The 21815-nt window shown below is 70.9% G+C and carries 20 protein-coding genes; 7 read left to right on the plus strand and 13 right to left on the minus strand.

Annotated elements, in window-relative coordinates:
• Positions 1-49: 49 nt before the first annotated feature.
• Positions 50-1828 carry an acetyl/propionyl/methylcrotonyl-CoA carboxylase subunit alpha gene (locus tag ACRQ4B_RS13980; protein WP_439692019.1) on the plus strand — a complete coding sequence of 593 codons (1779 nt, stop codon included), beginning with the start codon at positions 50-52 and terminating at the stop codon, positions 1826-1828.
• Positions 1829-1935: 107 nt separating this feature from the next.
• Here ACRQ4B_RS13980 and ACRQ4B_RS13985 read toward each other — a convergent pair whose 3' ends face one another.
• From ACRQ4B_RS13985 to ACRQ4B_RS14045, 13 genes are all read right to left on the minus strand, one after another.
• Positions 1936-2871, minus strand: a complete 936-nt coding sequence (locus tag ACRQ4B_RS13985; RefSeq protein ID WP_439692020.1) for a hypothetical protein — start codon at positions 2869-2871, stop codon at positions 1936-1938.
• 250 nt (positions 2872-3121) lie between these two features.
• Positions 3122-4786: a phospho-sugar mutase gene (locus tag ACRQ4B_RS13990; RefSeq protein WP_439692022.1), complete on the minus strand. Its 1665-nt coding sequence runs from the start codon at positions 4784-4786 to the stop codon at positions 3122-3124.
• Positions 4783-5610, minus strand: coding sequence for a purine-nucleoside phosphorylase (locus tag ACRQ4B_RS13995; protein WP_439692023.1), 828 nt, complete (start codon positions 5608-5610; stop codon positions 4783-4785). The genes ACRQ4B_RS13990 and ACRQ4B_RS13995 overlap by 4 nt, the downstream gene beginning before the upstream one ends.
• A gap of 38 nt (positions 5611-5648) precedes the next feature.
• The gene (locus tag ACRQ4B_RS14000) at positions 5649-5927 is read right to left on the minus strand and encodes a PTS sugar transporter subunit IIB (protein ID WP_439692024.1); all 279 of its coding nucleotides are present in this window, start codon (positions 5925-5927) and stop codon (positions 5649-5651) included.
• Positions 5924-6370 carry a PTS sugar transporter subunit IIA gene (locus ACRQ4B_RS14005; protein WP_439692026.1) on the minus strand — a complete coding sequence of 149 codons (447 nt, stop codon included), beginning with the start codon at positions 6368-6370 and terminating at the stop codon, positions 5924-5926. Before ACRQ4B_RS14005 ends, ACRQ4B_RS14000 begins: the two co-directional genes overlap by 4 nt.
• 4 nt (positions 6371-6374) lie before the next feature.
• Positions 6375-7487 (minus strand): adenosine deaminase, encoded by a 1113-nt coding sequence (locus tag ACRQ4B_RS14010; protein WP_439692028.1) that lies wholly within the window; start codon positions 7485-7487, stop codon positions 6375-6377.
• 178 nt (positions 7488-7665) lie between these two features.
• Entirely contained in the window at positions 7666-8955 is a 1290-nt protein-coding gene (locus ACRQ4B_RS14015; RefSeq protein WP_439692029.1) for a thymidine phosphorylase, read from the minus strand.
• Positions 8956-8960: 5 nt separating this feature from the next.
• Positions 8961-9440, minus strand: coding sequence for a cytidine deaminase (locus ACRQ4B_RS14020; RefSeq protein WP_439692031.1), 480 nt, complete (start codon positions 9438-9440; stop codon positions 8961-8963).
• Between the two features lie 16 nt (positions 9441-9456).
• Positions 9457-10746: an ABC transporter permease gene (locus ACRQ4B_RS14025; protein WP_439692033.1), complete on the minus strand. Its 1290-nt coding sequence runs from the start codon at positions 10744-10746 to the stop codon at positions 9457-9459.
• Positions 10743-12098 carry an ABC transporter permease gene (locus ACRQ4B_RS14030; RefSeq protein ID WP_439692034.1) on the minus strand — a complete coding sequence of 452 codons (1356 nt, stop codon included), beginning with the start codon at positions 12096-12098 and terminating at the stop codon, positions 10743-10745. Before ACRQ4B_RS14030 ends, ACRQ4B_RS14025 begins: the two co-directional genes overlap by 4 nt.
• Complete coding sequence (locus tag ACRQ4B_RS14035; protein ID WP_439692036.1) at positions 12095-13615, minus strand: ABC transporter ATP-binding protein; 1521 nt, start codon at positions 13613-13615, stop codon at positions 12095-12097. Before ACRQ4B_RS14035 ends, ACRQ4B_RS14030 begins: the two co-directional genes overlap by 4 nt.
• Positions 13616-13702: 87 nt before the next feature.
• Positions 13703-14767 carry a BMP family lipoprotein gene (locus ACRQ4B_RS14040; RefSeq protein ID WP_439692038.1) on the minus strand — a complete coding sequence of 355 codons (1065 nt, stop codon included), beginning with the start codon at positions 14765-14767 and terminating at the stop codon, positions 13703-13705.
• 210 nt (positions 14768-14977) lie between these two features.
• Complete coding sequence (locus ACRQ4B_RS14045; RefSeq protein ID WP_439692039.1) at positions 14978-16093, minus strand: mannose-1-phosphate guanylyltransferase; 1116 nt, start codon at positions 16091-16093, stop codon at positions 14978-14980.
• 155 nt (positions 16094-16248) lie between these two features.
• Here ACRQ4B_RS14045 and ACRQ4B_RS14050 point away from each other — a divergent pair, with 155 nt between their 5' ends.
• From ACRQ4B_RS14050 to ACRQ4B_RS14075, 6 genes are all read left to right on the plus strand, one after another.
• A complete protein-coding gene (locus ACRQ4B_RS14050) occupies positions 16249-17487 on the plus strand; it encodes a glycosyltransferase family 4 protein (protein WP_439692040.1) in 1239 nt (412 codons plus the stop codon).
• Between the two features lie 78 nt (positions 17488-17565).
• Positions 17566-18015: a succinate dehydrogenase, cytochrome b556 subunit gene (sdhC, locus tag ACRQ4B_RS14055; protein WP_079236493.1), complete on the plus strand. Its 450-nt coding sequence runs from the start codon at positions 17566-17568 to the stop codon at positions 18013-18015.
• Between the two features lie 11 nt (positions 18016-18026).
• Complete coding sequence (gene sdhD, locus ACRQ4B_RS14060; protein WP_439692041.1) at positions 18027-18473, plus strand: succinate dehydrogenase, hydrophobic membrane anchor protein; 447 nt, start codon at positions 18027-18029, stop codon at positions 18471-18473.
• Between the two features lie 50 nt (positions 18474-18523).
• The gene (gene sdhA, locus ACRQ4B_RS14065; RefSeq protein ID WP_439692042.1) at positions 18524-20326 is read left to right on the plus strand and encodes a succinate dehydrogenase flavoprotein subunit; all 1803 of its coding nucleotides are present in this window, start codon (positions 18524-18526) and stop codon (positions 20324-20326) included.
• A gap of 1 nt (position 20327) precedes the next feature.
• Positions 20328-21101 carry a succinate dehydrogenase iron-sulfur subunit gene (locus tag ACRQ4B_RS14070; protein WP_439692043.1) on the plus strand — a complete coding sequence of 258 codons (774 nt, stop codon included), beginning with the start codon at positions 20328-20330 and terminating at the stop codon, positions 21099-21101.
• 39 nt (positions 21102-21140) lie between these two features.
• Complete coding sequence (locus ACRQ4B_RS14075; protein WP_439692044.1) at positions 21141-21782, plus strand: TNT domain-containing protein; 642 nt, start codon at positions 21141-21143, stop codon at positions 21780-21782.
• Positions 21783-21815 lie beyond the last annotated feature (33 nt).

The raw sequence follows: 21815 nt of genomic DNA on the forward strand, positions 1-21815 counted from the left end.
TGGGTGCCAGTCAATTCGTGCCCCCGCCGCACGAATACGCTGGCTTACCATGCCCCGTATCAGCAAGGTCCTCATCGCGAACCGCGGCGAGATCGCCGTCCGCATCATCCGCGCGGCCCGCGACGCAGGCAAGGCATCGGTCGCGGTCTACGCCGACCAGGACCGTGACGCCCTCCACGCCCGCCTCGCAGACGAGGCGTACGCGCTGAACGGCACCACGAGCGCCGACACCTACCTCGTCATCGACAAGATCATCTCGGTCGCCCGCCGCTCCGGCGCGGACGCCGTGCACCCGGGCTACGGGTTCCTCGCCGAGAACGCCGACTTCGCCCGCGCCGTCATCGACGCCGGGCTGACCTGGATCGGCCCGTCCCCGGAGTCGATCGAGCGACTCGGCGACAAGGTCTCCGCGCGGCACGTGGCCGAGAAGGTCGGCGCGCCGCTCGCTCCCGGCACGATCGAGCCCGTCGCGGACGCCGCCGAGGTCATCGCGTTCGCGGACGAGGTCGGTCTGCCGGTCGCCATCAAGGCGGCCTTCGGCGGTGGCGGTCGCGGCCTGAAGGTCGCACGGACGCGCGAGGAGGTCGCCTCGCAGTTCGAATCGGCGACGCGTGAGGCGATCGCCGCGTTCGGTCGCGGCGAGTGCTTCGTCGAGAAGTACCTCGACAAGCCGCGCCACGTCGAGACCCAGTGCCTGGCGGACGAGCACGGCAACGTCGTCATCGTCTCCACGCGCGACTGCTCGCTGCAGCGCCGCCATCAGAAGCTCGTCGAGGAGGCGCCCGCGCCGTACCTGACGCCCGAGCAGACCGAGCGGCTGTACGAGTCGTCGAAGGCGATCCTCCGCGAGGTCGGCTACGTCGGCGCCGGCACCTGCGAGTTCCTGATCGGCGCGGACGGCACCGTGTCGTTCCTCGAGGTGAACACCCGCCTGCAGGTCGAGCACTGCGTCTCGGAAGAGGTCACGGGCATCGACCTCGTGCGTGAGCAGTTCCGCATCGCCGAGGGCGGCGTGCTCGACTACTCCGATCCGACCCCCCGCGGCCACTCCTTCGAGTTCCGCATCAACGGCGAGGACCCGGGCCGCAACTTCTTCCCGGCGCCCGGTCCCGTGCACGCGTTCACCGCACCTTCGGGCCCCGGCGTGCGCGTCGACTCCGGCGTCGTGTCCGGCGACGTCGTCTCGGGTTCGTTCGACTCGATGCTCGCGAAGCTGATCGTCACCGGTGCCACCCGTGCCGAGGCGCTCGAACGGTCGCGTCGTGCCCTGGCCGAGTTCGAGGTGACCGGCCTGCCGACGGTGCTGCCGTTCCACCGCGCGGTCGTGTCCGACCCGGCGTTCGCCACCTCCGACGACGAGCCGTTCAGCGTGTACACGCAGTGGATCGAGACCGACTTCCAGAACGACATCCCCGCCTGGAGCGGTTCCCCCGAGGAGCTCCCCGCGCCGGCCGCCCGCGACTCGGTCGTGGTCGAGGTGCAGGGCAAGCGCATCGAGGTCACCATGCCGTCGATCGTCGGCGGTGGCGCTGCCGGTGCTGCCGGACGTCGTCCCGCCGGTCCCTCCGCTCCCCCGAAGCGCCGGTCCTCCGGTGTCCGCGGGGGCCTGGCGTCGTCCGGCTCGGTGACGTCCCCGATGCAGGCCACCGTGGTGAAGCTCGCGGTCGCCGAGGGTGACACCGTGGTGAAGGGCGACCTGCTCGTCGTGCTCGAGGCCATGAAGATGGAACAGCCCGTGCAGGCCCCGCGCGACGGCGTCGTCACCGGGCTGAACGCCCCCGTCGGCCAGACGATCTCGTCGGGCCACGTGCTGCTCGAGCTCGCGTAGCGGGCGCCGGGCCGCGGCGCACGCGGCGCCCGCGGCGGCGCGGCCGCCGCGCTTCCGATCCGCGCCCTCCTTCGAACACTGCGCCCCGTCTACTCGGGGCGCAGTGTTCATTCGAGGGCGCGATGTGCTGCGAGTCGCCACGCGCTCGGCCACCCGTCGCCCAACGGGACGCCGCCGTCGATCAGGAGCCGCGGCAGCTGTCCGGCGGGCATCGCGTCCCGCCAGGTCACCCGGACGAAGCCGTGCACGCCTCGCCGTCGTCGCAGTCTGTCCTCCCGTCGCTTCTCGTCCCAGAGCGCATCGGGAGCGCCGGCGCCGTACTTGGTCCGGCCGTCGAACTCGACGATCACGCCCTGTTGCGGATACCAGAGGTCGACGCGGTCATGCAGGACCTCGTCGTACGGGAACTCCTGCTGGAGCACGGGGGCAGGGGCGCCGAGCACGTGCGCACCCCACCGCGTGATGCTCTCGCCCGCGGACTCAGCCCCTCCGTCCGCGACGTCGATCAGGACCTCCGCCCGACCACGCCCCCTCGCTCCGCGTTCGTCCAGCGCAGCGCGGAGTTCGTCCTTCGGGATACCCCGGCGCAGGACCGCGTCGAGCACGACGATCGCTCGCCACGGGTGCTCGTGGAGGGCCACGTCGACAGCTGTCTCTGCGAGCGTCCCCACGACGACGCCGTCGATGACGGTCGACGCGGGCACACGGCCGGCGCTCCCCCGGCGTCGTACCGTCGACTTCACCTGTCCGCGATCGCGATCCGGGTCGGTGACGATCACCCGTGAGCCGAACGGACCGATCCAGGGCAGCCCGTGCATCGCCACCGCTGACCGATCGGTGACGACGACCGTGGCAGGGTGGGCGCGCAGGTAGCTCGTGACGAGCACCCGGTGGCGTTCCGCAGCGGACGCGGAAGTCCAAGCAGCTCGGGGCACGTACGCACCTGGGTGGATCCGCTCCCAGATGCCGCGGTCCGCAGCACGACGGATCGTCGCCGCCTCGGCACTCGAGAGGCCGCTCGTGAACACCGGTTCGATCGCCACACCGTCATTCTCCGGACGAACCACCACCGTCGGGGGTGCCGCCGACCATCTGTGGAGAGTTCGCGAGACGATCCGCGCACGGTGCGTCGATGTCCTCCGGGGCCCGTCCCCGTTGTCCGCGCCCCGCACGGAACACCGCGCCCCGGATCAACGGGGCGCGGTGTCCGCCGCGGGGCGCGAAGCCCGCCGGTGCCGGCGACGGCGACGGCGGCGGTGGCGGACGACGGGCACGCAACCGCGCAGCGCGCGCCTACGACACGAGGGGGCGCACCGCCTCGGCGAGGGTGTCGACGAGGGACCGGGCCTCGGCGGGGGTGGTCGCCACCGTGTCGATGTAGACCTTCACCTTGGGCTCGGTACCGCTCGGGCGGACGATGACCCGTGCGTCCCCGGCGAGGTCGTAGCGGAGGATGTCCGACGGCGGGAAGCCCTCGACGCCGTCCAGGTAGTCCGTCGTCGTCAGGACGTCCACCCCACCGAGCGACACCGGCGGCGAGGACCGCAGCGACGCCATGATCGAGCCGATGCGGGAGAGGTCGTCCACGCGGGTCGCGACCTGGCCGGAGGCGAACGCCCCGAACTCCGCCGCGAACGCGTCGAGGTGGTCCGCGATCGTCGACCCGTCGGCTGCGAGCGCCGTCGCGAGGTCGAGCAACGACAGGGCCGCCGAGATGCCGTCCTTGTCCCGCACCACCTCCGGGTCGACGAGGTAGCCGAGGGCCTCCTCGTAGCCGAAGACCAGACCGGGCACGCGGGAGACCCACTTGAAGCCGGTCAGGGTGTCGCGGTACTCCAGCCCGTGCCGCGCGGCCACCCGTGCCAACGCCGGCGAGGACACGATGGACGCGGCGAGCGTGCCACGCACACCCGCTGCCGATGCCCGGGCCGCAGCGCGCCAGCCGAGCAGCCAACCGACCTCGTTGCCGGACAGTCGACGGAACGAACCGGCACCGTCCGGGATCGCGAGGGCGAGCCGGTCCGCGTCGGGGTCGTTGGCGATGACGAGGTCGGCGCCGACGGCGACACCGCGGGCGATCGACAGGTCCATCGCCCCCGGCTCCTCCGGGTTCGGGAACGACACCGTCGGGAACGCCCCGTCCGGCTCGATCTGCTCCGGCACCGTCGTCGGGACGGCGAAGCCCGCGGCCTCGAACACCGCGCGGGCGGTCCCCCACCCGACACCGTGCATGGCCGTGTAGACGACCTTCGGCTGGGCGTCGACCGGGAGGCGCGGTGCCGGTACCGTCGCGGCCGTCGCGTCGACGTACGCCTGCACCAGGGCGTCCCCCGCCACCGTGTAGTCGGTCGCGCGCACGAGGTCGCGGACGTCGCCCGCGGCGACCGCGTCGATGGCGGCCGCGATCGCCCCGTCGACCGGCGGCACGATCTGCGAGCCGTCGTCCTCGCCCCCGAGGTAGACCTTGTAGCCGTTGTCCCGCGGCGGGTTGTGGCTCGCGGTGACCATCACACCCGCACCGACGTCCAGGTGCCGGACGGCGAACGCCAACACCGGGGTGGGCAGCGCCGATGGCAGCAGGGTGACGTCGAGCCCGAGGCCCCGCATCACCTCGGCGGAGTCGCGCGCGAAGACGTCGGAGTTGACCCGGCCGTCGTAGCCGATCACGACGCTGCGCTCCCGGCCGGTGTCGATGAGGAACCGGGCGAGACCCGCAGCGGCCTGGGTGACGACGACCCGGTTCATCCGGAGTGGTCCGTACCCGAGCTCGGCGCGGAGGCCGGCGGTCCCGAACTGCAGCCGGCCGTCGAAGCGGGCGGCCAACGCCTGCACCGCGGGTCCGTCACCCGTCGCCGCGGCGTCGATCGCCGCGCCGAGCGACGCCCGGGTCTCGTCGTCGGGGTCCTGCGCCGCCCAGGACCGCGCGGTGTCGAGCACCCCCGCCAGGTCGACCTTCACAGCGCCGCCACCACACGGGCGAGCAGGTCGGCGATGACCGGCTCGGCCTCCTTGCCTGCCTCGAGCACCTCGGCGTGCGACAGCGGGGTCGTCTGGATGCCCGCGGCGAGGTTCGTGATGAGCGAGAAGCCGAGGACCTCCATGCCCGCCTGACGGGCGGCGATGGCCTCGAGCGCCGTGGACATGCCGACGATGTGCCCACCGATGGTCTTCGCCATCTGCACCTCGGCCGGCGTCTCGTAGTGCGGCCCCCGGAACTGCGTGTAGACGCCCTCGTCGAGCGAGGGGTCGACCGACTTCGCGACCGAGCGGAGCCGCACGGAGTACAGGTCGGTCAGGTCGACGAACGTCGCGCCCTCGAGCGGGCTGTCCGCCGTCAGGTTGATGTGGTCGCTGATGAGCACCGGGGTGCCCGGCGTCCAGTGCTCCTTGATGCCACCGGCACCGTTCGTCAGGACCATGATCGACGCCCCGGTCGCTGCGGCCGTGCGGACGCTGTGCACGACCCGACGGACCCCGTGGCCCTCGTAGTAGTGCGTCCGCGCACCGATGACGAGCGCGTGACGGCCGTCGGCGAGCCGGATCGAGCGGACCGTGCCGGAGTGCCCGGGCACGGCCGACGCACTGAAGCCGGGGACCTCGGACGCGGGGATCTCGGACACCGTCTCGCCGATGAGGTCTGCGGCCTTGCCCCACCCGGACCCGAGGGTCAGGGCGATGTCGTGGCGCTCGATCCCCGACTTCGTGGCGATGACTGCGGCGGCGTCGCGGGCGACCTCGAACGGGTCGGCGGCGGGGTCGTTCAGCGGGTTCTCCGTGCTCATGCCCCAACTCTAAAGGGCGTCACGAGCCGGATCGCGCCTCAGTGTTCCCCGAGCGCCCGGTCCACCGCCGCCGTGATCTCACCCTGGTCGAAGTGGTTCCGGATCACGATGACCTCGGCGTAGGTGTCCCCGATCGCCTCGACGAACTCCTGGCTGGTCAGGATGACGTTGGCGTCGTCGGAGACGTCCCGCACGGAGGCGACGTCGGCCGCGACGACCGACGCGTCCAGCCCGAGGGCGGCGAGGGCCTTCTCGGCGTTCACCTTGAGGATGCCGCTGGAGCCGATCCCGGCGCCGCAGATCGTGACGATCTTCACGCCGACACCCCCATGATCGCGCGGACCTCGTCCGCCGTGGTCGCCGCGGCGATCCGCCCGGTGACGGTCGGGTCGTTGAACAGGTTGGCGATCTCGCCGATCGACTCGAGGTGTGCGCCGACGCCCGCGACGGCGAGCCCGAGCACCACGCGGACCGGGTCGTTGTGCGGGTGCCCGAACGCGACCGGGGTCTCGAGCGTCACCACGGCGAGCCCGTCCCGGAGCACGGCGGGCCCCGGCCGGGCGTGCGCGAACGCGAGTCCCGGGGAGATCACGATGTAGGGCCCGTGTTCCTCGACGAGGCCGATCATGGCGTCGGTGTACGGCTCGGTGGCGGCGCCCGAGGTCACGAGCGCCCCGCCGGCCAGTCGGAGCGCGTCGCGCCACGAGGACGCGCTGGCCCCGAGCACGACGGCTCCGTCCGGCAGCGGCGGCAGTGGCATGCGGTCAGGCCTCCTGGTGGCCGGCGGTGATCGTCGCGATGATCTCCTCGCGGTCCTCGAGCGGGAGGAACGAGCCGAGCGCGGCGTTGATCTGGAACGCCGCCAGGTCGTCGAGGTCGTAGCCGAACGTGCCGGCCAGCAGCGCGAGCTCCTTCGACAGCGAGGTGTTGCTCATCAGGCGGTTGTCGGTGTTCACCGTCACCCGGAAGCCGAGCTGGTAGAGCACGTCGAACGGGTGGTCGGCGAGTTCGTCGCCCCAGGCGACGATCGCCCCGGTCTGCAGGTTCGACGACGGCGCGACCTCGAGCGGGATCTCACGGTCGCGCACCCACGAGGCGACCTCGCCGAGAGAGGCCAGCGTCGAGCCGTCACCGGCGTCGGAGAGGCTGATGTCCTCGAAGATCCGGACGCCGTGGCCGAGACGGAGGGCACGGCCGTCGACGAGCGCCGAGCGGATCGAGGCGAGCCCGTCGGCCTCGCCCGCGTGCACGGTCACCGGGAAGAGCTGTGCGGCGAGCCAGTCGAAGGCCGCACGGTGGTTCGCCGGCGGGAACCCGGCCTCGGCCCCGGCGATGTCGAACCCGACGACCCCGCGATCGCGGTGCCGGACCGCGAGCTCGGCGATCTCCTGCGCGCGGTCGGCGTGGCGCATCGCGGTCACGAGCTGACCGACGCGGATGGACCCGCCGGCGGCGTCGACCGCTTCCTCGATGCCGGCCTGCACGGCCTCGACCGTCTCGTCGAGCGTCAGCCCGCTCTGCAGGTGCTGCTCCGGCGCCCAGCGGACCTCGCCGTAGACGACGCCGTCGGCGACGAGGTCCTCGACGAACTCGCGCGCGATGCGGGTGAGCTGCGGAGCCGTCTGCATCACCGAGGTGGTGACGTCGAAGGTCTTCAGGTACTCGACGAGCGAGCCGGAGTTCGACTGGTCGGCGAACCACTGCCCGAGGGCGTCCGCGTCGGTGGTCGGCAACGCCACACCGGACGACTCCGCCAGCTCGATGATCGTCGCCGGCCGGAGCCCGCCGTCGAGGTGGTCGTGCAGCGAGACCTTCGGCAGGTCGTTGATGACCGCACCGGCGTCGGGCAGTCGGTAGGTCGGGGCGTCGGCGCTCATGCGACCAGGCTATCGGTGGTCACCGACCGCGCGCAGGGACCTGTGCACAACAGACGGACGAACGGACTGGCGCATCCCACTCAACGGGATCGCGAAGCAAACCGTGGGATGCGCGGGCGAGCCTGCGAGCCCGGCCCACAGGTCCGTGGGGAGCCTCCGGTCGGCTGGTCGGCCGGGTTCAGCCCGCGATGCGCTCCCGCACGATCGGCCCGCGTCCCGGCGCGGTGTCGCCGATGGACCAGGCGCCCTCGAGGGACTCGAGCGCACGGTCGATCCGGGCGGCGTCGTCGGTGTGCAGGGTCCAGAGCGGCTGCCCCGCGGTCACGGCGTCGCCCGGCTTCACGTGCAGTTCGATGCCGGCACCCGCCTGCACCGGGTCCTGCGCGCGGGCCCGACCGGCGCCGAGCCGCCAGGCCGACACGCCGAACGGCAGGGCGTCCTGCTGCACGAGCACGCCCGATGCGGGCGCGGTGACGACGTGCTGCTCGCGGGCGACCGGCAGGTCCGCCGACGGGTCGCCGCCCTGCGCCGCGATCATCCGGCGCCAGGTGTCCATCGCCCGGCCGTCGGCCAGGGCTGCAGCGGGGTCGGCGTCCGGCAGCCCGGCCAGCGTGAGCATCTCGGTGGCGAGCGCGAGGGTCAGTTCCACGACGTCCGACGGGCCCCCGCCCGCGAGCACCTCGACGGACTCCCGCACCTCGAGCGCGTTGCCGATCGTCAGGCCGAGCGGGACCTCCATGTCGGTGAGCAGTGCCGAGGTCGCGACCCCGGCGTCGTTCCCGAGGTCGACCATCGTCTGCGCGAGCTCCCGCGATGCCTCGTAGGTCGGCATGAACGCACCCGAGCCGAACTTCACGTCGAGCACGAGCGCCCCGGTGCCCTCGGCGATCTTCTTCGACATGATGCTCGACGCGATGAGGGGGATGCACTCGACGGTGCCGGTGGTGTCGCGGAGCGCGTAGAGCTTCTTGTCGGCCGGCGCCAGTCCCGACCCGGCGGCGCAGATGACCGCGCCGACGTCGGACAGGATCGCCATCATGCGGTCGTTCGACAGCGCCGCCTGCCACCCCGGGATCGACTCGAGCTTGTCGAGCGTCCCGCCGGTGTGGCCGAGCCCTCGACCGGACAGCTGCGGCACCGCGACGCCGAACGACGCCACGAGTGGCGCGAGCGGCAGCGTGATCTTGTCCCCGACCCCGCCGGTGGAGTGCTTGTCGACGGTCGTCTTGCCGAGCGACCCGAACGACATCCGCTCCCCGGACGCGATCATCGCGAGCGTGAGGTCCTTGATCTCCCGCCGCTCCATCCCGTTCAGGAAGATCGCCATCGCCATCGCCGCCATCTGCGGGTCCTCGACCCAGCCGCGCGTGTACGCGTCGACGAGCCAGTCGATCTCGGCGGTGCTCATGGCCCCGCCGGAACGCTTCGTGCGGATGAGGTCGACGGTGTCGAAGGGCTCGACGGCCATGGGGATCAGTGCTCCTGCTGGTAGGTGGCGAGGGTGCGCGGGCCGAAGGCGTCCGGCAGGACCTCGTCGATGGTGCGGATGCCCGAGACCGTCTCGAGGAGCATGCCCTCGGTGGAGTGCTCGAACAGCAGCTGGCGGCAGCGCCCGCACGGCATCAGGGTCGCCCCGTCGCCGTCGACGCACGTGAACGCGACGAGCTTGCCGCCGCCGGTCATGTGCAGCTGCGAGACGAGCGAGCACTCCGCACAGAGCGTCACGCCGTAGGACGCGTTCTCGACGTTGCAGCCGGAGACGATCCGGCCGTCGTCGGTGAGCGCGGCCGCGCCCACCGGGAACGACGAGTAGGGCGCGTAGGCGTGCCGCATCGCGGCCGTGGCTGCGGTCCGCAGGGCGGCCCAGTCCGCGTCGGACGGGAGGCGCGGGGCGGGGTCCGCGGCGGCGGTGGCGGTGACTGCCTGGTCACCGTGGGCGTTCGTGTCGGTCATGCGCCGTGCCTCCCGGCTAGCTCTTGAGGTACGGCTTGCCGGACGCGGCGGGACCACGCGACTGCCCGACCAGGCCGGCCACCGCGAAGATGGTCACGACGTACGGCAGCATCAGCAGGAACTCGCTCGGCACGGGCGAGTTGATCGCCCCGAGGGTGTTCTGCAGGTTCGACGCGAAGCCGAACAGCAGCGCCGCGAGCGTCGCACGGATCGGGTCCCACCGGCCGAAGATCACGGCCGCGAGCGCGATGTAGCCGGCGCCGGCGGTCATGTCCTTCGTGAACGGCCCGACCGCGTCGAGGGTGAAGTACGCCCCACCGAGCCCGGCGATCGCACCGGCGAGGGACACGTTCCAGAACCGGGTGCTGGTGACGTTGATGCCCACCGTGTCGGCTGCCTGCGGGTGCTCGCCGACCGCGCGGAGGCGGAGACCCCAGCGGGTCTTGAACAGCGCGAAGGTGACGACCGCGACGGCGATGTAGGCCAGGTAGACGACGACCGTCTGCTCGAAGAACACCGGACCGATGACCGGGATCTGGTGCAGCAGCGGGATCTCGATCTTCGGGAAGCGCACACCGACGTTCAGCGTGGTCTCGTTCGGCGAGAGGACCTGCGAGTACAGGAAGCCGGTCAGGCCGGAGATGAAGGCGTTGATGACGACACCGACGATCACCTGGTCGACGAGGTACTTGATGCTGAACGCCGCGAGGATGAACGACACCAGGACACCGGCGACGAGCGCCCCGACGAGGCCCACCCACGGCGACCCGGTCAGGGACGCGATGAGCGCCGAGGTGAACGCACCGGCGAGGAACTGGCCCTCGATCGCGATGTTCACGACGCCGACGCGCTCGGAGATGACGCCGCCGAGGGCACCGAACACGAGCGGGACGCTCAGGCCCAGGGCGCCGACGAGCAGCCCGGGCAGCGGGACGGTGGCGCCCGCGGCGGCCCACGTGAGGAAGCCGACGACGAACACGATCGCGAAGACCGAGGTCACCCAGAGCGGGACGCGGCGGAACGCCCGGACCTCGACGAACGCGTACACCGTCGCGATGGCGAGCAGGACGACCACGACGTACCCGGTCGGGCCGGCGGCCAAGGGGACGTTCGGCAGCGCGAAGAAGTCGCCGCCGTTCGCCAGGCGGAACGTCGTCGTGCCGGTGCGGTGGAGCAGCACGAAGAACACGAGCGCGAGGACCGTGAAGACGGCGTACCCGATCGGGAGCTTCCAGCTGCGGGTGGTCTCGACCGGACGGTCGGCGAGGGGCGACGCGGGCGTCGCGGTGGGGCTGAGGGTGCTCACGCGGCGACCGCCTTCTTGCTGCTCTTCTTGTTCGTCCCCGTGCGCTTCCGAGCGCCCGGCTGCGGGATCCGGAAGATCGCGCGCACCAGCGGCGGGGCCGCGATGAAGAGGACGATGAGGGCCTGGATGACGCCCACGATGTCGATCGGGATGCCGTTGGCGGCCTGCATGGCGTAGCCGCCGTTCTTCAGCACGCCGAAGAGGATCGCGGCCCAGAACACGCCCCACGGCTTCGACCGGCCGAGGAGTGCCACGGTGATCGCGTCGAAGCCGATGCCGGCGTCGATGCCCGAGGTGAAGCCCGTGGTGACCGCGCCCTGCACCTGGTAGGCGCCCGCGATGCCGACGAGGGCACCGGAGATCACGAGGACCCAGATGGTCAGCGTCGGGACGCTCATGCCGGCGACGCGTGCCGCACGGGGGTTCTCACCGATCGTGCGGAAGCGGAAGCCGAGCGAGGACTTGTTGACCAGCCACCAGACGACGACCACCGCGAGGATCGCCACGATGAACCCGAGGTCGATGCCGTACCGCGGGCCGAACAGCGACGGGAGCAGCGCGCTGTCCTTCGTCGCCGGCGAGATCGGGTTCGTGCTGCCCGGCGCCTGCAGCAGCCCCGGGGTGCGGAGCAGGTAGCTCACCAGGTAGAGCGCGACGTAGTTCAGCATGATCGTCAGGACGACCTCGTTCGCACCCGTCCGGGCCTTGAGGACACCGACGATGCCGGCCCACACCGCACCGCCGACGATGCCGGCGATGATCGTGAGCGGGATGTGCAGGAACGCGGGACCGTCGAACGAGAAGCCGACCCAGCCGGCCGCCGCGGCGCCGATGAGGATCTGGCCCTGACCGCCGATGTTGAACAGGCCGGCGCGGAACGACAGCGCGATGCCGAGGCCGGCCGCGATGAGCGGCACGGCGTAGTCCACGGAGCGGGTCAGCGGGACGATGGCCTGCTGGAAGCTCGTGGCGCCGAAGTTGATGACCGACCCCTCGAACAGCGAGGCGTAGGAGCCGCCGACCGCGGTGCCGACCGCACGGAACGTGTCGACGGGGCGGGCGAAGAAGTACCCGGCCGCGGCACGGACGTTCTCGTCGGTGATCGCGATGAGGATGCCGCAGGCGACGAGGGCGAGCACGACGGCGAGGACCGTGACGAGGGCGGAGCCGTTCAGGATGCCCTGGAGGGCGGCGTGCCAGCGGTCGTCGCCGTTGCGGCGCTCGGTGTCGTCCGCGGAGTCCGTCATGAGGTGCGGGGTGGACTCGACGTCCTGCAGACGGTCGTCGGTCAGCGGGGCGCCGGACTCCGGCTGCGTCTCCGGCTGCGTGTTCTCTGGCGTGGGGGTGCTCACGCTGCCAGCTCCGTTCCTTCGGGAAGCTCCCCGGCCATCATCAGGCCGAGGACGTCGCGCGGGGTGTCCGCGGGGACGATGCCGACGATCGCGCCGCGGTACATCACGGCGATCCGGTCGGCGAGCGCCGCGACCTCGTCGAGCTCCGTGGAGACGACGATGACCGGGACGCCGGTGTCGCGGGTGGCGACGATGCGCTTGTGCACGAACTCGATCGACCCGACGTCGATGCCGCGCGTGGGCTGCGCGGCGACGAAGAGCCGGAGTTCGCGGCTGAGTTCGCGCGCGAGGACGATCTTCTGCTGGTTGCCGCCGGAGAGCCGGCCGGCGGCCGTGGTGCGGCCGGGGGTGCGGATGTCGAACTCGGCGATCTTCTCGTCGGCGAAGGCGTCCCGCTCCGTGGCCCGGATCGTGCCGGCGCGGACGAACTCGGCGTGGTCGGCCCGGTCGAGCATGAGGTTCTCGGCGATGGTGAACTCGCCGACCAGCCCGTCCTCCTTCCGGTCCTCCGGCACGAAGCCGACCCCGGCGTCGAGGATCTGCTTGACGCTGCGCCCGGTGAGCTCGCGGCCGTCGAGGGTGATCCGTCCGGCGTGCACCGGCTCGAGGCCGATGATCGCCTCGGTCAGCTCGGTCTGGCCGTTCCCCTGCACCCCGGCGATCGCGAGGATCTCGCCGCGGCGGACCGTGAACGAGACGTCGTCGACGAGCACGATGCCGCTCGGGTCGGTGACGGTGAGGCCGTCGACGACGAGGGCGTCGTCGCCCGCGACGGCCGGTGCCTTGTCGACGACGAGCGACACGGCGCGACCGACCATCAGCGCGGCGAGCTCGTTGTTCGTCGCGGTGGGCGATGCCTCGCCGACGACCTTCCCGAGGCGGATCACGGTGATGCGGTCCGCGACCTCGCGGACCTCGCGCAGCTTGTGCGTGATGAAGACGATGGCGGTGCCGGCTTCGCGGAGCTGACGCATGATGCCCATCAGCTCGTCGGTCTCCTGCGGGGTGAGGACGGCCGTCGGCTCGTCGAACACCAGGACCTTCGCGTCGCGGGACAGCGCCTTGATGATCTCGACGCGCTGCTGCACACCGACCGGGAGGTCCTCGACCTTGGCGTCGGGGTCGACGTCGAACCCGAATCGCTCGGAGATCTCGCGCACGCGCTTGCGGGCGCCGGCGAGGTCGAGTCGGCCACCGAAGGAGGTCTGTTCCTGGCCGAGCATGACGTTCTCGGCGACGGTGAACACCGGCACGAGCATGAAGTGCTGGTGCACCATGCCGATGCCGGCGCGCATGGCGTCGCCGGGGCCGTCGAAGTCCTGCACGACGTCGTCGAGCAGGATCTCGCCCTCCTCCGCCTGGTACAGGCCGTAGAGGACATTCATCAGGGTCGACTTGCCGGCACCGTTCTCGCCGAGGAGGCAGTGGACCTCACCCGGCTCGACGGTGAGCGAGATGTGGTCGTTGGCGACGAGGGGGCCGAACCGCTTCGTGATGCCGCGGAGTTCGAGCTTCATGTTCGGGAGTCTATTTCTGTCTCACGCGCGCCACACGGGCGCACGAGAACGCGGGCGAGGGAGGCTCCCCCGCCCGCGTTCATCGGGTTAGGACTGCGTCTTGACCGTGATCGAGCCGTCGATGATGCCCGCCTTGATCGTGTCGAGCTCCTTCTCGAGGCCCTTGTCGACCTTGTCGGCGAAGTCGTGGAACGGCGCGATGCCGACGCCGTCGTTCTTCAGCGTGCCGACGTACGGCGTGTTGGAGAACTTGCCGTCGGCGGCCTGCTCGACGACGTCCTTCGTGGCGGGGCGCATGCCCTTCTCGACCGAGGTGAAGGCGATGTCCTTGTAGCGGGGGTCGGCCTCGTAGAGGTCGCTGTCCGCACCGATCAGGACGGAACCGTTGTCCGCGTCCTTGATCGCCTCGGCGGCGGACTGGTAGATCGGGCCACCGACGGGCAGGATCACGTCGGCGTCCTGGTCGATGAGGGTCTGCGCGACGGCCTTGGCCTGCGTGCCGGCCTCGAAGCCACCCGTGAACGAGCCCTTGCCGGTGTCGACGTTCCAGCCGACGACCTTGACGTTCTTCGACTTCTGCTCGTTGTAGTACTTCACGCCGTCCGCGAAGCCGTCCATGAAGATGGTGACGGTCGGGATCTGCATGCCACCGAAGGTGCCGACGACGCCGGACTTCGAGTAGGACGCGGCCGCGTAGCCGGCGAGGAACGCCGCCTGCGAGGTGTCGAAGGTGATCGGCTTGACGTTCTTCGCCGTGATCGAGTTGTCGTCGATGATGGCGAAGTCGGTGTCCGGGTTCGCCGCGGCCTGCTTCTTCGTGGCGTCGGCGAGGTTGAAACCGACGGTGACGATCAGGTTGCAGTTCTGGCCCACGAGCTGCTCGATGTTCGAGTCGTAGACGGTGGCGTCCTTCGACTCGGCCTTCTTGTAGGTGGCGCCGAGGTCGTTCGCGGCGTCGACCATGCCCTCGAAGCCGAGCTGGTTGAACGACTTGTCGTCGAACCCACCGGCGTCGGAGACCATGCAGGGGCGGAAGTCGGTCTTCTTGGCCGTCGCGGTGTCGGACGGGGCCGCCGAGCAACCGGCGAGGACGGCGACGGTGCCGGCGAGTGCGAGCGTGCTCAGCAGGACCTGACGGGTACGAGATGTCACGGGTTGGTTCCTCCGGGGGGCGTGCCCGGACCACGTGCGTTCCGGGCGATCGTGGCGACAGTACACGACCGCCCGGCCGGTACAGAACGCCCCTGAGGGACTCCTGGGATCAGTTACGGGATCGCGACCGCACGGAAACGCGCCCGTAACGCGACGACGCCGGCGGCGCCCCCAGTTCGGGGGACGTCAAGCGCTTTTCGTGATGGAGCGCTACAGGACGTCGCCGCGGCCGCTGATCTTCAGTGCATCCACCACACCCTTGACCCGCTGCGCGTTCGCACTGGTGGTGACGAGCAGGGCATCGGGGGTGTCGACGACGACGATGTCCTCGACCCCGATGAGCGAGATGAGCCGCTGGCTGTGCGAGATGACGATGCCGCTCGACGAGTCCGCGAGGATGCGGGCGCCGTCGCCGAGCACCGCCAGGTTGTTCGCCCGACCACCGGACTGCAGCTTCGCCAGGGAGGCGAAGTCGCCGACGTCGTCCCAGTCGAAGTCGCCGGGGACGACGGCCATGCGCCCCGCCGCTGCCGCGGGCTCCGCCACCGTGTAGTCGATGGCGATCTTCTCGAGCTCCGGCCAGACGGCGTCGACGACCGCGCCGCGCGAGGAGGTGTCCCAGGCGGCGGCCAGCTCCTCGAGCCCGGCGAGGAGTTCGGGCTTCGTCCGACCGATCTCCGCCAGCAGCACGTCGGCCCGGGCGATGAACATCCCGGCGTTCCAGAGGTAGGTGCCCTGCTCGACGTAGGAGCGGGCGGTCTCGAGGTCCGGCTTCTCGACGAACGACCGCACGGCGTGCGCGGTCGGGGCGCCCTCGATGCCGATGGGGTCGCCGTGCGCGTGGATGTACCCGAACCCGATCGCGGGCTCGGTCGGCGTGATGCCGATCGTCGTCACGTAGCCGGCACGCGCGGCCACGACGGCCTCGCGCACCGAACGCCGGAAGCCGCGCTCGTCGCCGATGACGTGGTCGGCGGCGAACGACCCGATGACGACGTCCGGTTCGCGCTTGCGGAGGATGGCGGCGGCGAGGCCGATGGCGGCCGTGGAGTCCTTCGGCTCGCTCTCGAGCACGACGTTGTGGTCGGCGACACCCGGCAGCTGCGACTCGACGGCGACACGGTGCGCCCGACCGGTGACGACCATGATCCGCTGGTCGCCGGCCAGCGGCGCGAGCCGGTCCCACGTCTGCCGGAGCAGCGAGGTGCCGGACCCGGTCAGGTCGTGCAGGAACTTGGGTGCGTCCGCTCGCGACAACGGCCAGAGCCGCGAGCCGATCCCGCCGGCCGGGATGATCGCGTAGAAGTCCTCGAGTGCGTCTGCCACCCGCTCACCGTACCGGCCCACCGTGCCGGATCCTGGGCGCTCCCCGCACGATTCCCGCATGCGGACACCCGCACGGCCTGTTCACCCCGTGCGCGCGTCCCGTTCACGTCGACGGCCCCGCCGGGTCACGCGGCCCGCGGAGCATGGGCCGTGCCATGAACGCACGCAGCGTGGAGCGCGGCACGTCCCAACGGACCGTCGCCGTCGTGACCGAGAGCTTCCTGCCCACCCTCAACGGCGTGACCACCAGCGTCCTCGCGGTCCTGGACCACCTGGAGCGTCGCGGTCACCGCGCGGTCGTGATCGCACCGGACACCCCCGGCCTCGCGCAGTTCCGCTCCCGCACGGCGGTGGAGCGGTACCGCTCCTTCGACGTCCACCGCGTCCCCGCGGTCGCGTACCGGCAGTTCCCGGTCGCGCTCCCCCACCCGGTCCTCGACACGATCCTCGCCGCCTCCGGCGCCGACGTCCTCCACGCCGCCAGTCCGTTCCTGCTGGGTGGTCGGGCGATCACGGCGGCCGGGAGGCTCGGCATCCCCTCCGTCGCCGTCTTCCAGACCGACGTGGCCGGGTTCGCCCGCCGCAACGGCCTGACCGCGACCGTCCCGTTGGTGCGGAAGATCCTCGGGCGCATCCACGCCGGTGCCTCGCTGACGCTCGCCCCGTCGAGCGCCACGGCGGCGATGCTCGCCGAGGACGGCGTGCCCCGCGTCGCCCGCTGGGGGCGTGGCGTCGACACCGAGTTGTTCCACCCCGGACGTCGCCGCTCGGCGCACGTCCGTGCGCTGCGACGGCGCATCGCGCCGGGCGGCGAGACGATCGTCGGGTACGTGGGCCGGCTGGCACCGGAGAAGGAGGTCGAGCGGCTCGCGGAGCTCGGCGGCATCCCGGGCATCCGGATCGTGGTCGCAGGAGGCGGTCCCTCCAGGCCGCTGTTGGAGCGACGGCTCCGCCACCTGGACGTGACGTTCACCGGCCCGCTGCGCGGCGACGCGCTGGCGGACGCCTACGCGACCCTCGACCTCTTCGTGCACACCGGTCCGGCCGAGACCTTCGGGCAGACCCTGCAGGAGGCGCACGCCAGCGGCCTGCCGGTGGTCGCACCGGCGTCCGGCGGACCGCTGGACCTCGTGGCCCCCGGGCTGGACGGGGAGCTGTACGACCCGGACGCCCCGCAGGCCCTCCGCCGCACCGTCCTGCGCTTGCACCACGACCGGGCGCTCGCGGCCCGGATGGGCTCCGCGGGTCGACTGCGCGTCGAGGGCACGACGTGGGAGGCGGTCGGCGACCAGCTGCTCGCACACCACGACACGGCCCGCACGATCGGCGCGCCGCCCGCCGCCACGCGGGGTGCCCGGACCGGCTGGCACGAGAAGGTCAGCGCTCGCGCATAGGATGGGTCGTGTTCCACACGAACGCGAACGGCAAGGGCTCGCCGATCGGGCGAGCCCGTCCTATGGGAGGACGAGCTCATGGCTGAGCAGACCGGAGGGGGTACGGCGACCGCCGCACCCCAGGTGACGATCGAGGCGCCGCGCGCTTCTCGGACACCGCAGGGGACGCTCTACCGGGGGTCCACGGGCATGTGGTCCTGGGTGCTGCACCGCATCACCGGTGTCGCGATCTACTTCTTCCTGCTCGTGCACATCCTCGACACCGCCCTCGTGCGCCTCTCCCCGGAGGCGTACAACGCGGTCATCGGCACGTACAAGACGCCGATCATGAACCTCGGCGAGATCGCGCTCGTGATGGCGATCGTCTTCCACGCGTTCAACGGGCTCCGGATCATCCTGATCGACTTCTGGTCGAAGGGCCCGAAGTACCAACGCGCCATGTTCTGGATCGTGATCGTCCTCTGGGCGATCGCCATCGCGGGCTTCCTGCCGCGCCAGCTCATGAACCTCGTCGCCGACTTCAACTGAGGGGGACACCGATGACCACACAGACCATCGAGCCCCCGCGCTCGGCAGCAGCAGCCCGCCGCACCACCAACTGGGAGAAGTGGGGCTGGATCTACATGCGCGGCTCGGGCGTCCTGCTCGTCGTGCTGATCTTCGGGCACCTCTTCGTCAACATGGTGGCGGGCGAGGGCGTCAAGCAGATCGACTTCGCGTTCGTCGCCGGCAAGTGGGCGTCGCCGTTCTGGCAGGTCTGGGACTCGCTCATGCTCGTCCTCGCGATGATCCACGGCTCGAACGGCATGCGGACGATCGTCAACGACTACGTGTCGAAGCCGGGCATCCGGAAGACGCTGCTCGTCGCGATCCTCATCGCGTGCGTCGTGCTCATCGTGCTCGGCCTGCTCGTGTGCTGGACGTTCGACCCCTGCCCCGCCGGCGCCGCCGCCGCGGACCTGCCGTCGTTCTGCCCGGCGCAGTAGCAGCAGACGCGCTCGTCCGCCCCATCTCCTAGCGAAAGACCCCTGTGCCTGTGAACACCCCGACCGACGTCACGGTCCACCACCACCAGTTCGACATCGTCATCATCGGCGCGGGCGGCGCCGGCATGCGCGCCGCCATCGAGGCCGGCCCGAAGGCGAAGACGGCCGTCATCTCGAAGCTGTACCCGACGCGCTCGCACACCGGTGCGGCGCAGGGCGGGATGGCCGCGGCGCTCGCGAACGTGGAGGAGGACTCCTGGGAGTGGCACACCTTCGACACGATCAAGGGCGGCGACTACCTCGTCGACCAGGACGCCGCCGAGATCCTCGCGAAGGAGGCGATCGACGCCGTCATCGACCTCGAGAACATGGGCCTGCCGTTCAACCGCACCCCCGAGGGCAAGATCGACCAACGCCGGTTCGGCGGCCACACGCGTGACCACGGCAAGTCCCCGGTGCGTCGGGCCTGCTACGCCGCGGACCGCACCGGCCACATGATCCTGCAGACGCTGTTCCAGAACTGCGTGAAGCTCGGCGTGAACTTCTTCAACGAGTTCTACGCGCTCGACCTCATCATGGTCGACGTCACCGGTGACGACGGCGTCACCCGGAAGCAGCCCGCCGGCGTCGTCGCCTACGAGCTCGCGACCGGCGACCTGCACGTCTTCCACGCCAAGGCGATGATCTTCGCGACCGGTGGCTTCGGCAAGATGTACAAGACCACCTCGAACGCACACACCCTCACCGGCGACGGCGTCGGCATCGTCTGGCGCACCGGCCTGCCGCTCGAGGACATGGAGTTCTTCCAGTTCCACCCGACCGGGCTCGCCGGCCTCGGGATCCTCCTCACCGAGGGTGCCCGCGGTGAGGGCGCGATCCTCCGCAACGCCTCGGGTGAGCGCTTCATGGAGCGCTACGCCCCGACGATCAAGGACCTCGCGCCACGTGACATCGTCGCGCGGTGCATGGTGCAGGAGGTCGCGGAGGGCCGGGGCGCCGGGCCGAACAAGGACTACGTGCTGCTCGACTGCACCCACCTCGGGGCCGAGGTGCTCGAGACGAAGCTCCCGGACATCACCGAGTTCGCCCGCACCTACCTCGGTGTGGACCCGGTCGTCGAGCCGGTGCCCGTGATGCCGACCGCGCACTACGCGATGGGCGGGATCCCGACGAACACCGACGCCGAGGTCCTGTACGACAACACCACCGTCGTGCCCGGCCTCTACGCCGCCGGCGAGTGCGCCTGCGTGTCCGTGCACGGCTCGAACCGCCTCGGCACGAACTCGCTGCTCGACATCAACGTGTTCGGCAAGCGCTCGGGCAACAACGCCGCCGAATGGGTCAAGACCGCCGAGTTCCTGCCGCTGCCCGAGCACCCGGAGCGGGCCGTCAAGGAGATGCTCGACCAGCTCCGCGCCTCGACCGGCACCGAGCGCATCGCCGTCCTCCGCAAGGAGCTGCAGGACGAGATGGACAAGAACGCCCAGGTGTTCCGCACCGACGAGTCGCTCGCCCGCGTCACCGAGACGATCCACACGCTCCGGAACCGCTTCCTGCAGGTCTCCGTGCAGGACAAGGGCAAGCGCTTCAACACCGACCTGCTCGAGGCCGTCGAACTCGGCTTCCTGCTCGACCTCGCCGAGGTCGTCGTCTACTCGGCCCGGAACCGCAAGGAGTCCCGCGGTGGCCACATGCGCGACGACTTCCCGAAGCGCGACGACGAGAACTACATGCAGCACACCATGGCGTACCTGACGGGCGACCCGCACTCGTCACTCGCCGACGACCACATCACCCTCGACTGGAAACCAGTCGTCGTGACGCGGTACCAGCCGATGGAGAGGAAGTACTGAGATGACCGACACCCTGGTCTCCGACGCACCCCGTACCGACACGGTGCAGGACGCCCCTCCCGGATCGTTCCCGGTCACCCTGATCATCCGGCGCTTCGACCCGGACGTCGACGACGAGCCGCGCTGGCAGGACTTCGACGTCATGATGCTGCCGACCGACCGCATCCTCGACGCGCTGCACAAGATCAAGTGGGACCAGGACGGGTCCCTCACGTTCCGTCGTTCCTGCGCGCACGGCGTGTGCGGATCCGACGCGATGCGCATCAACGGTCGCAACCGTCTGGCGTGCAAGACCCTCATCAAGGACCTCGACGTCTCGAAGCCGATCTACGTCGAGGCGATCAAGGGCCTGCCGCTCGAGAAGGACCTCGTCGTGGACATGGAGCCGTTCTTCAAGTCCTTCCGAGAGGTCCAGCCGTTCCTGCAGGCGAACTCCACGCCGGAGAAGGGCAAGGAGCGCGTGCAGTCCGTCGCCGACCGCGCCCGGTTCGACGACACCACGAAGTGCATCCTCTGCGCCGCGTGCACCTCGTCGTGCCCGGTGTTCTGGACCGACGGGCAGTACTTCGGCCCGGCCGCCATCGTGAACGCGCACCGCTTCATCTTCGACTCGCGCGACGACGCGGCGAACGTCCGCCTCGACATCCTCAACGACAAGGAGGGCGTCTGGCGCTGCCGTACCACCTTCAACTGCACCGACGCCTGCCCCCGTGGCATCCAGGTGACGAAGGCGATCGCCGAGGTCAAGCAGGCCGTCATGCGCGGTCGGGCGTAGGCCAGGAACGGCAGAGGTCCGGCCACTAGGCTCCCGCTCATGACGTTTGCGGAGACCCGCCCCATCCTCGACCAGCTCGGCTACACGATCCGCTACGTGCAGCTCCCCGGAGAGACCCTGCACGAACCGCCCGTGGAGGGCGCGCTCCGCATCGTCCCCGCGGAGGCCGGCGACTTCGCGCTCGAGGTCGTCGACTACGGCACCGCCCGTCGTCTCGCGACGGCGCGCGGCGAGGCGGACGCGGTGGAGATGCTGCGCCGGTTCCTCAACCGGCCGTTCCCGGCTCCGCGCGACATCCCCCGCCACGAGCTCGACGGGCTCCGCGACCGTGCGGCGTCGACGTACCCGCAGCTGGCGCAGCAGGTCGCACAGGCCGGCGAGCAGGGCCTCACCATCCAGATCCCCGCGGGGGTTCCGGTGGACCGCATCGGCGGCCCCGACGGGTACCTGCTGCACCCGCTGGACACCCCCGCCCCGCAGCGGTCGCTGCCGCCGCACGTGGCACAGGCACCGGAGACGCACCGGTACCTGGTCGAGCGGCCGTTCCTGGTCACCGTCCGGTTCGTGCAGCCCTGGTTCGACCAGCCTGGAGGCGCGCTCCGCTTCCAGACGGCGGATCCGTCCGTCACGGTGCGCGACCTGGTCGTGGACGGCTCGCTCTCCCGCCTCCGGGTGGTCTGACAGCACCGACACCACCGACACGACGAAGCGGCC

This window comes from Curtobacterium sp. SP.BCo (assembly GCF_051903265.1).
In the GTDB taxonomy this organism is placed as follows: Bacteria; Actinomycetota; Actinomycetes; order Actinomycetales; family Microbacteriaceae; genus Curtobacterium.

Excerpts from the sequence above, each read along its gene's own strand:
- ACRQ4B_RS14015 (WP_439692029.1), bottom strand. The coding sequence starts at position 8,955 with ATGGCCGTCGAGCCCTTCGACACCGTCGACCTCATCCGCACGAAGCGT.
- ACRQ4B_RS14005 (WP_439692026.1), bottom strand. The coding sequence starts at position 6,370 with ATGCCACTGCCGCCGCTGCCGGACGGAGCCGTCGTGCTCGGGGCCAGC.
- sdhC (WP_079236493.1), top strand. The coding sequence starts at position 17,566 with ATGGCTGAGCAGACCGGAGGGGGTACGGCGACCGCCGCACCCCAGGTG.
- ACRQ4B_RS14070 (WP_439692043.1), top strand. The coding sequence starts at position 20,328 with ATGACCGACACCCTGGTCTCCGACGCACCCCGTACCGACACGGTGCAG.
- ACRQ4B_RS13995 (WP_439692023.1), bottom strand. The coding sequence starts at position 5,610 with ATGAGCACGGAGAACCCGCTGAACGACCCCGCCGCCGACCCGTTCGAG.
- sdhD (WP_439692041.1), top strand. The coding sequence starts at position 18,027 with ATGACCACACAGACCATCGAGCCCCCGCGCTCGGCAGCAGCAGCCCGC.
- ACRQ4B_RS14050 (WP_439692040.1), top strand. The coding sequence starts at position 16,249 with ATGAACGCACGCAGCGTGGAGCGCGGCACGTCCCAACGGACCGTCGCC.
- ACRQ4B_RS14035 (WP_439692036.1), bottom strand. The coding sequence starts at position 13,615 with ATGAAGCTCGAACTCCGCGGCATCACGAAGCGGTTCGGCCCCCTCGTC.
- ACRQ4B_RS14010 (WP_439692028.1), bottom strand. The coding sequence starts at position 7,487 with ATGAGCGCCGACGCCCCGACCTACCGACTGCCCGACGCCGGTGCGGTC.
- ACRQ4B_RS14075 (WP_439692044.1), top strand. The coding sequence starts at position 21,141 with ATGACGTTTGCGGAGACCCGCCCCATCCTCGACCAGCTCGGCTACACG.
- ACRQ4B_RS14020 (WP_439692031.1), bottom strand. The coding sequence starts at position 9,440 with ATGACCGACACGAACGCCCACGGTGACCAGGCAGTCACCGCCACCGCC.
- ACRQ4B_RS13980 (WP_439692019.1), top strand. The coding sequence starts at position 50 with ATGCCCCGTATCAGCAAGGTCCTCATCGCGAACCGCGGCGAGATCGCC.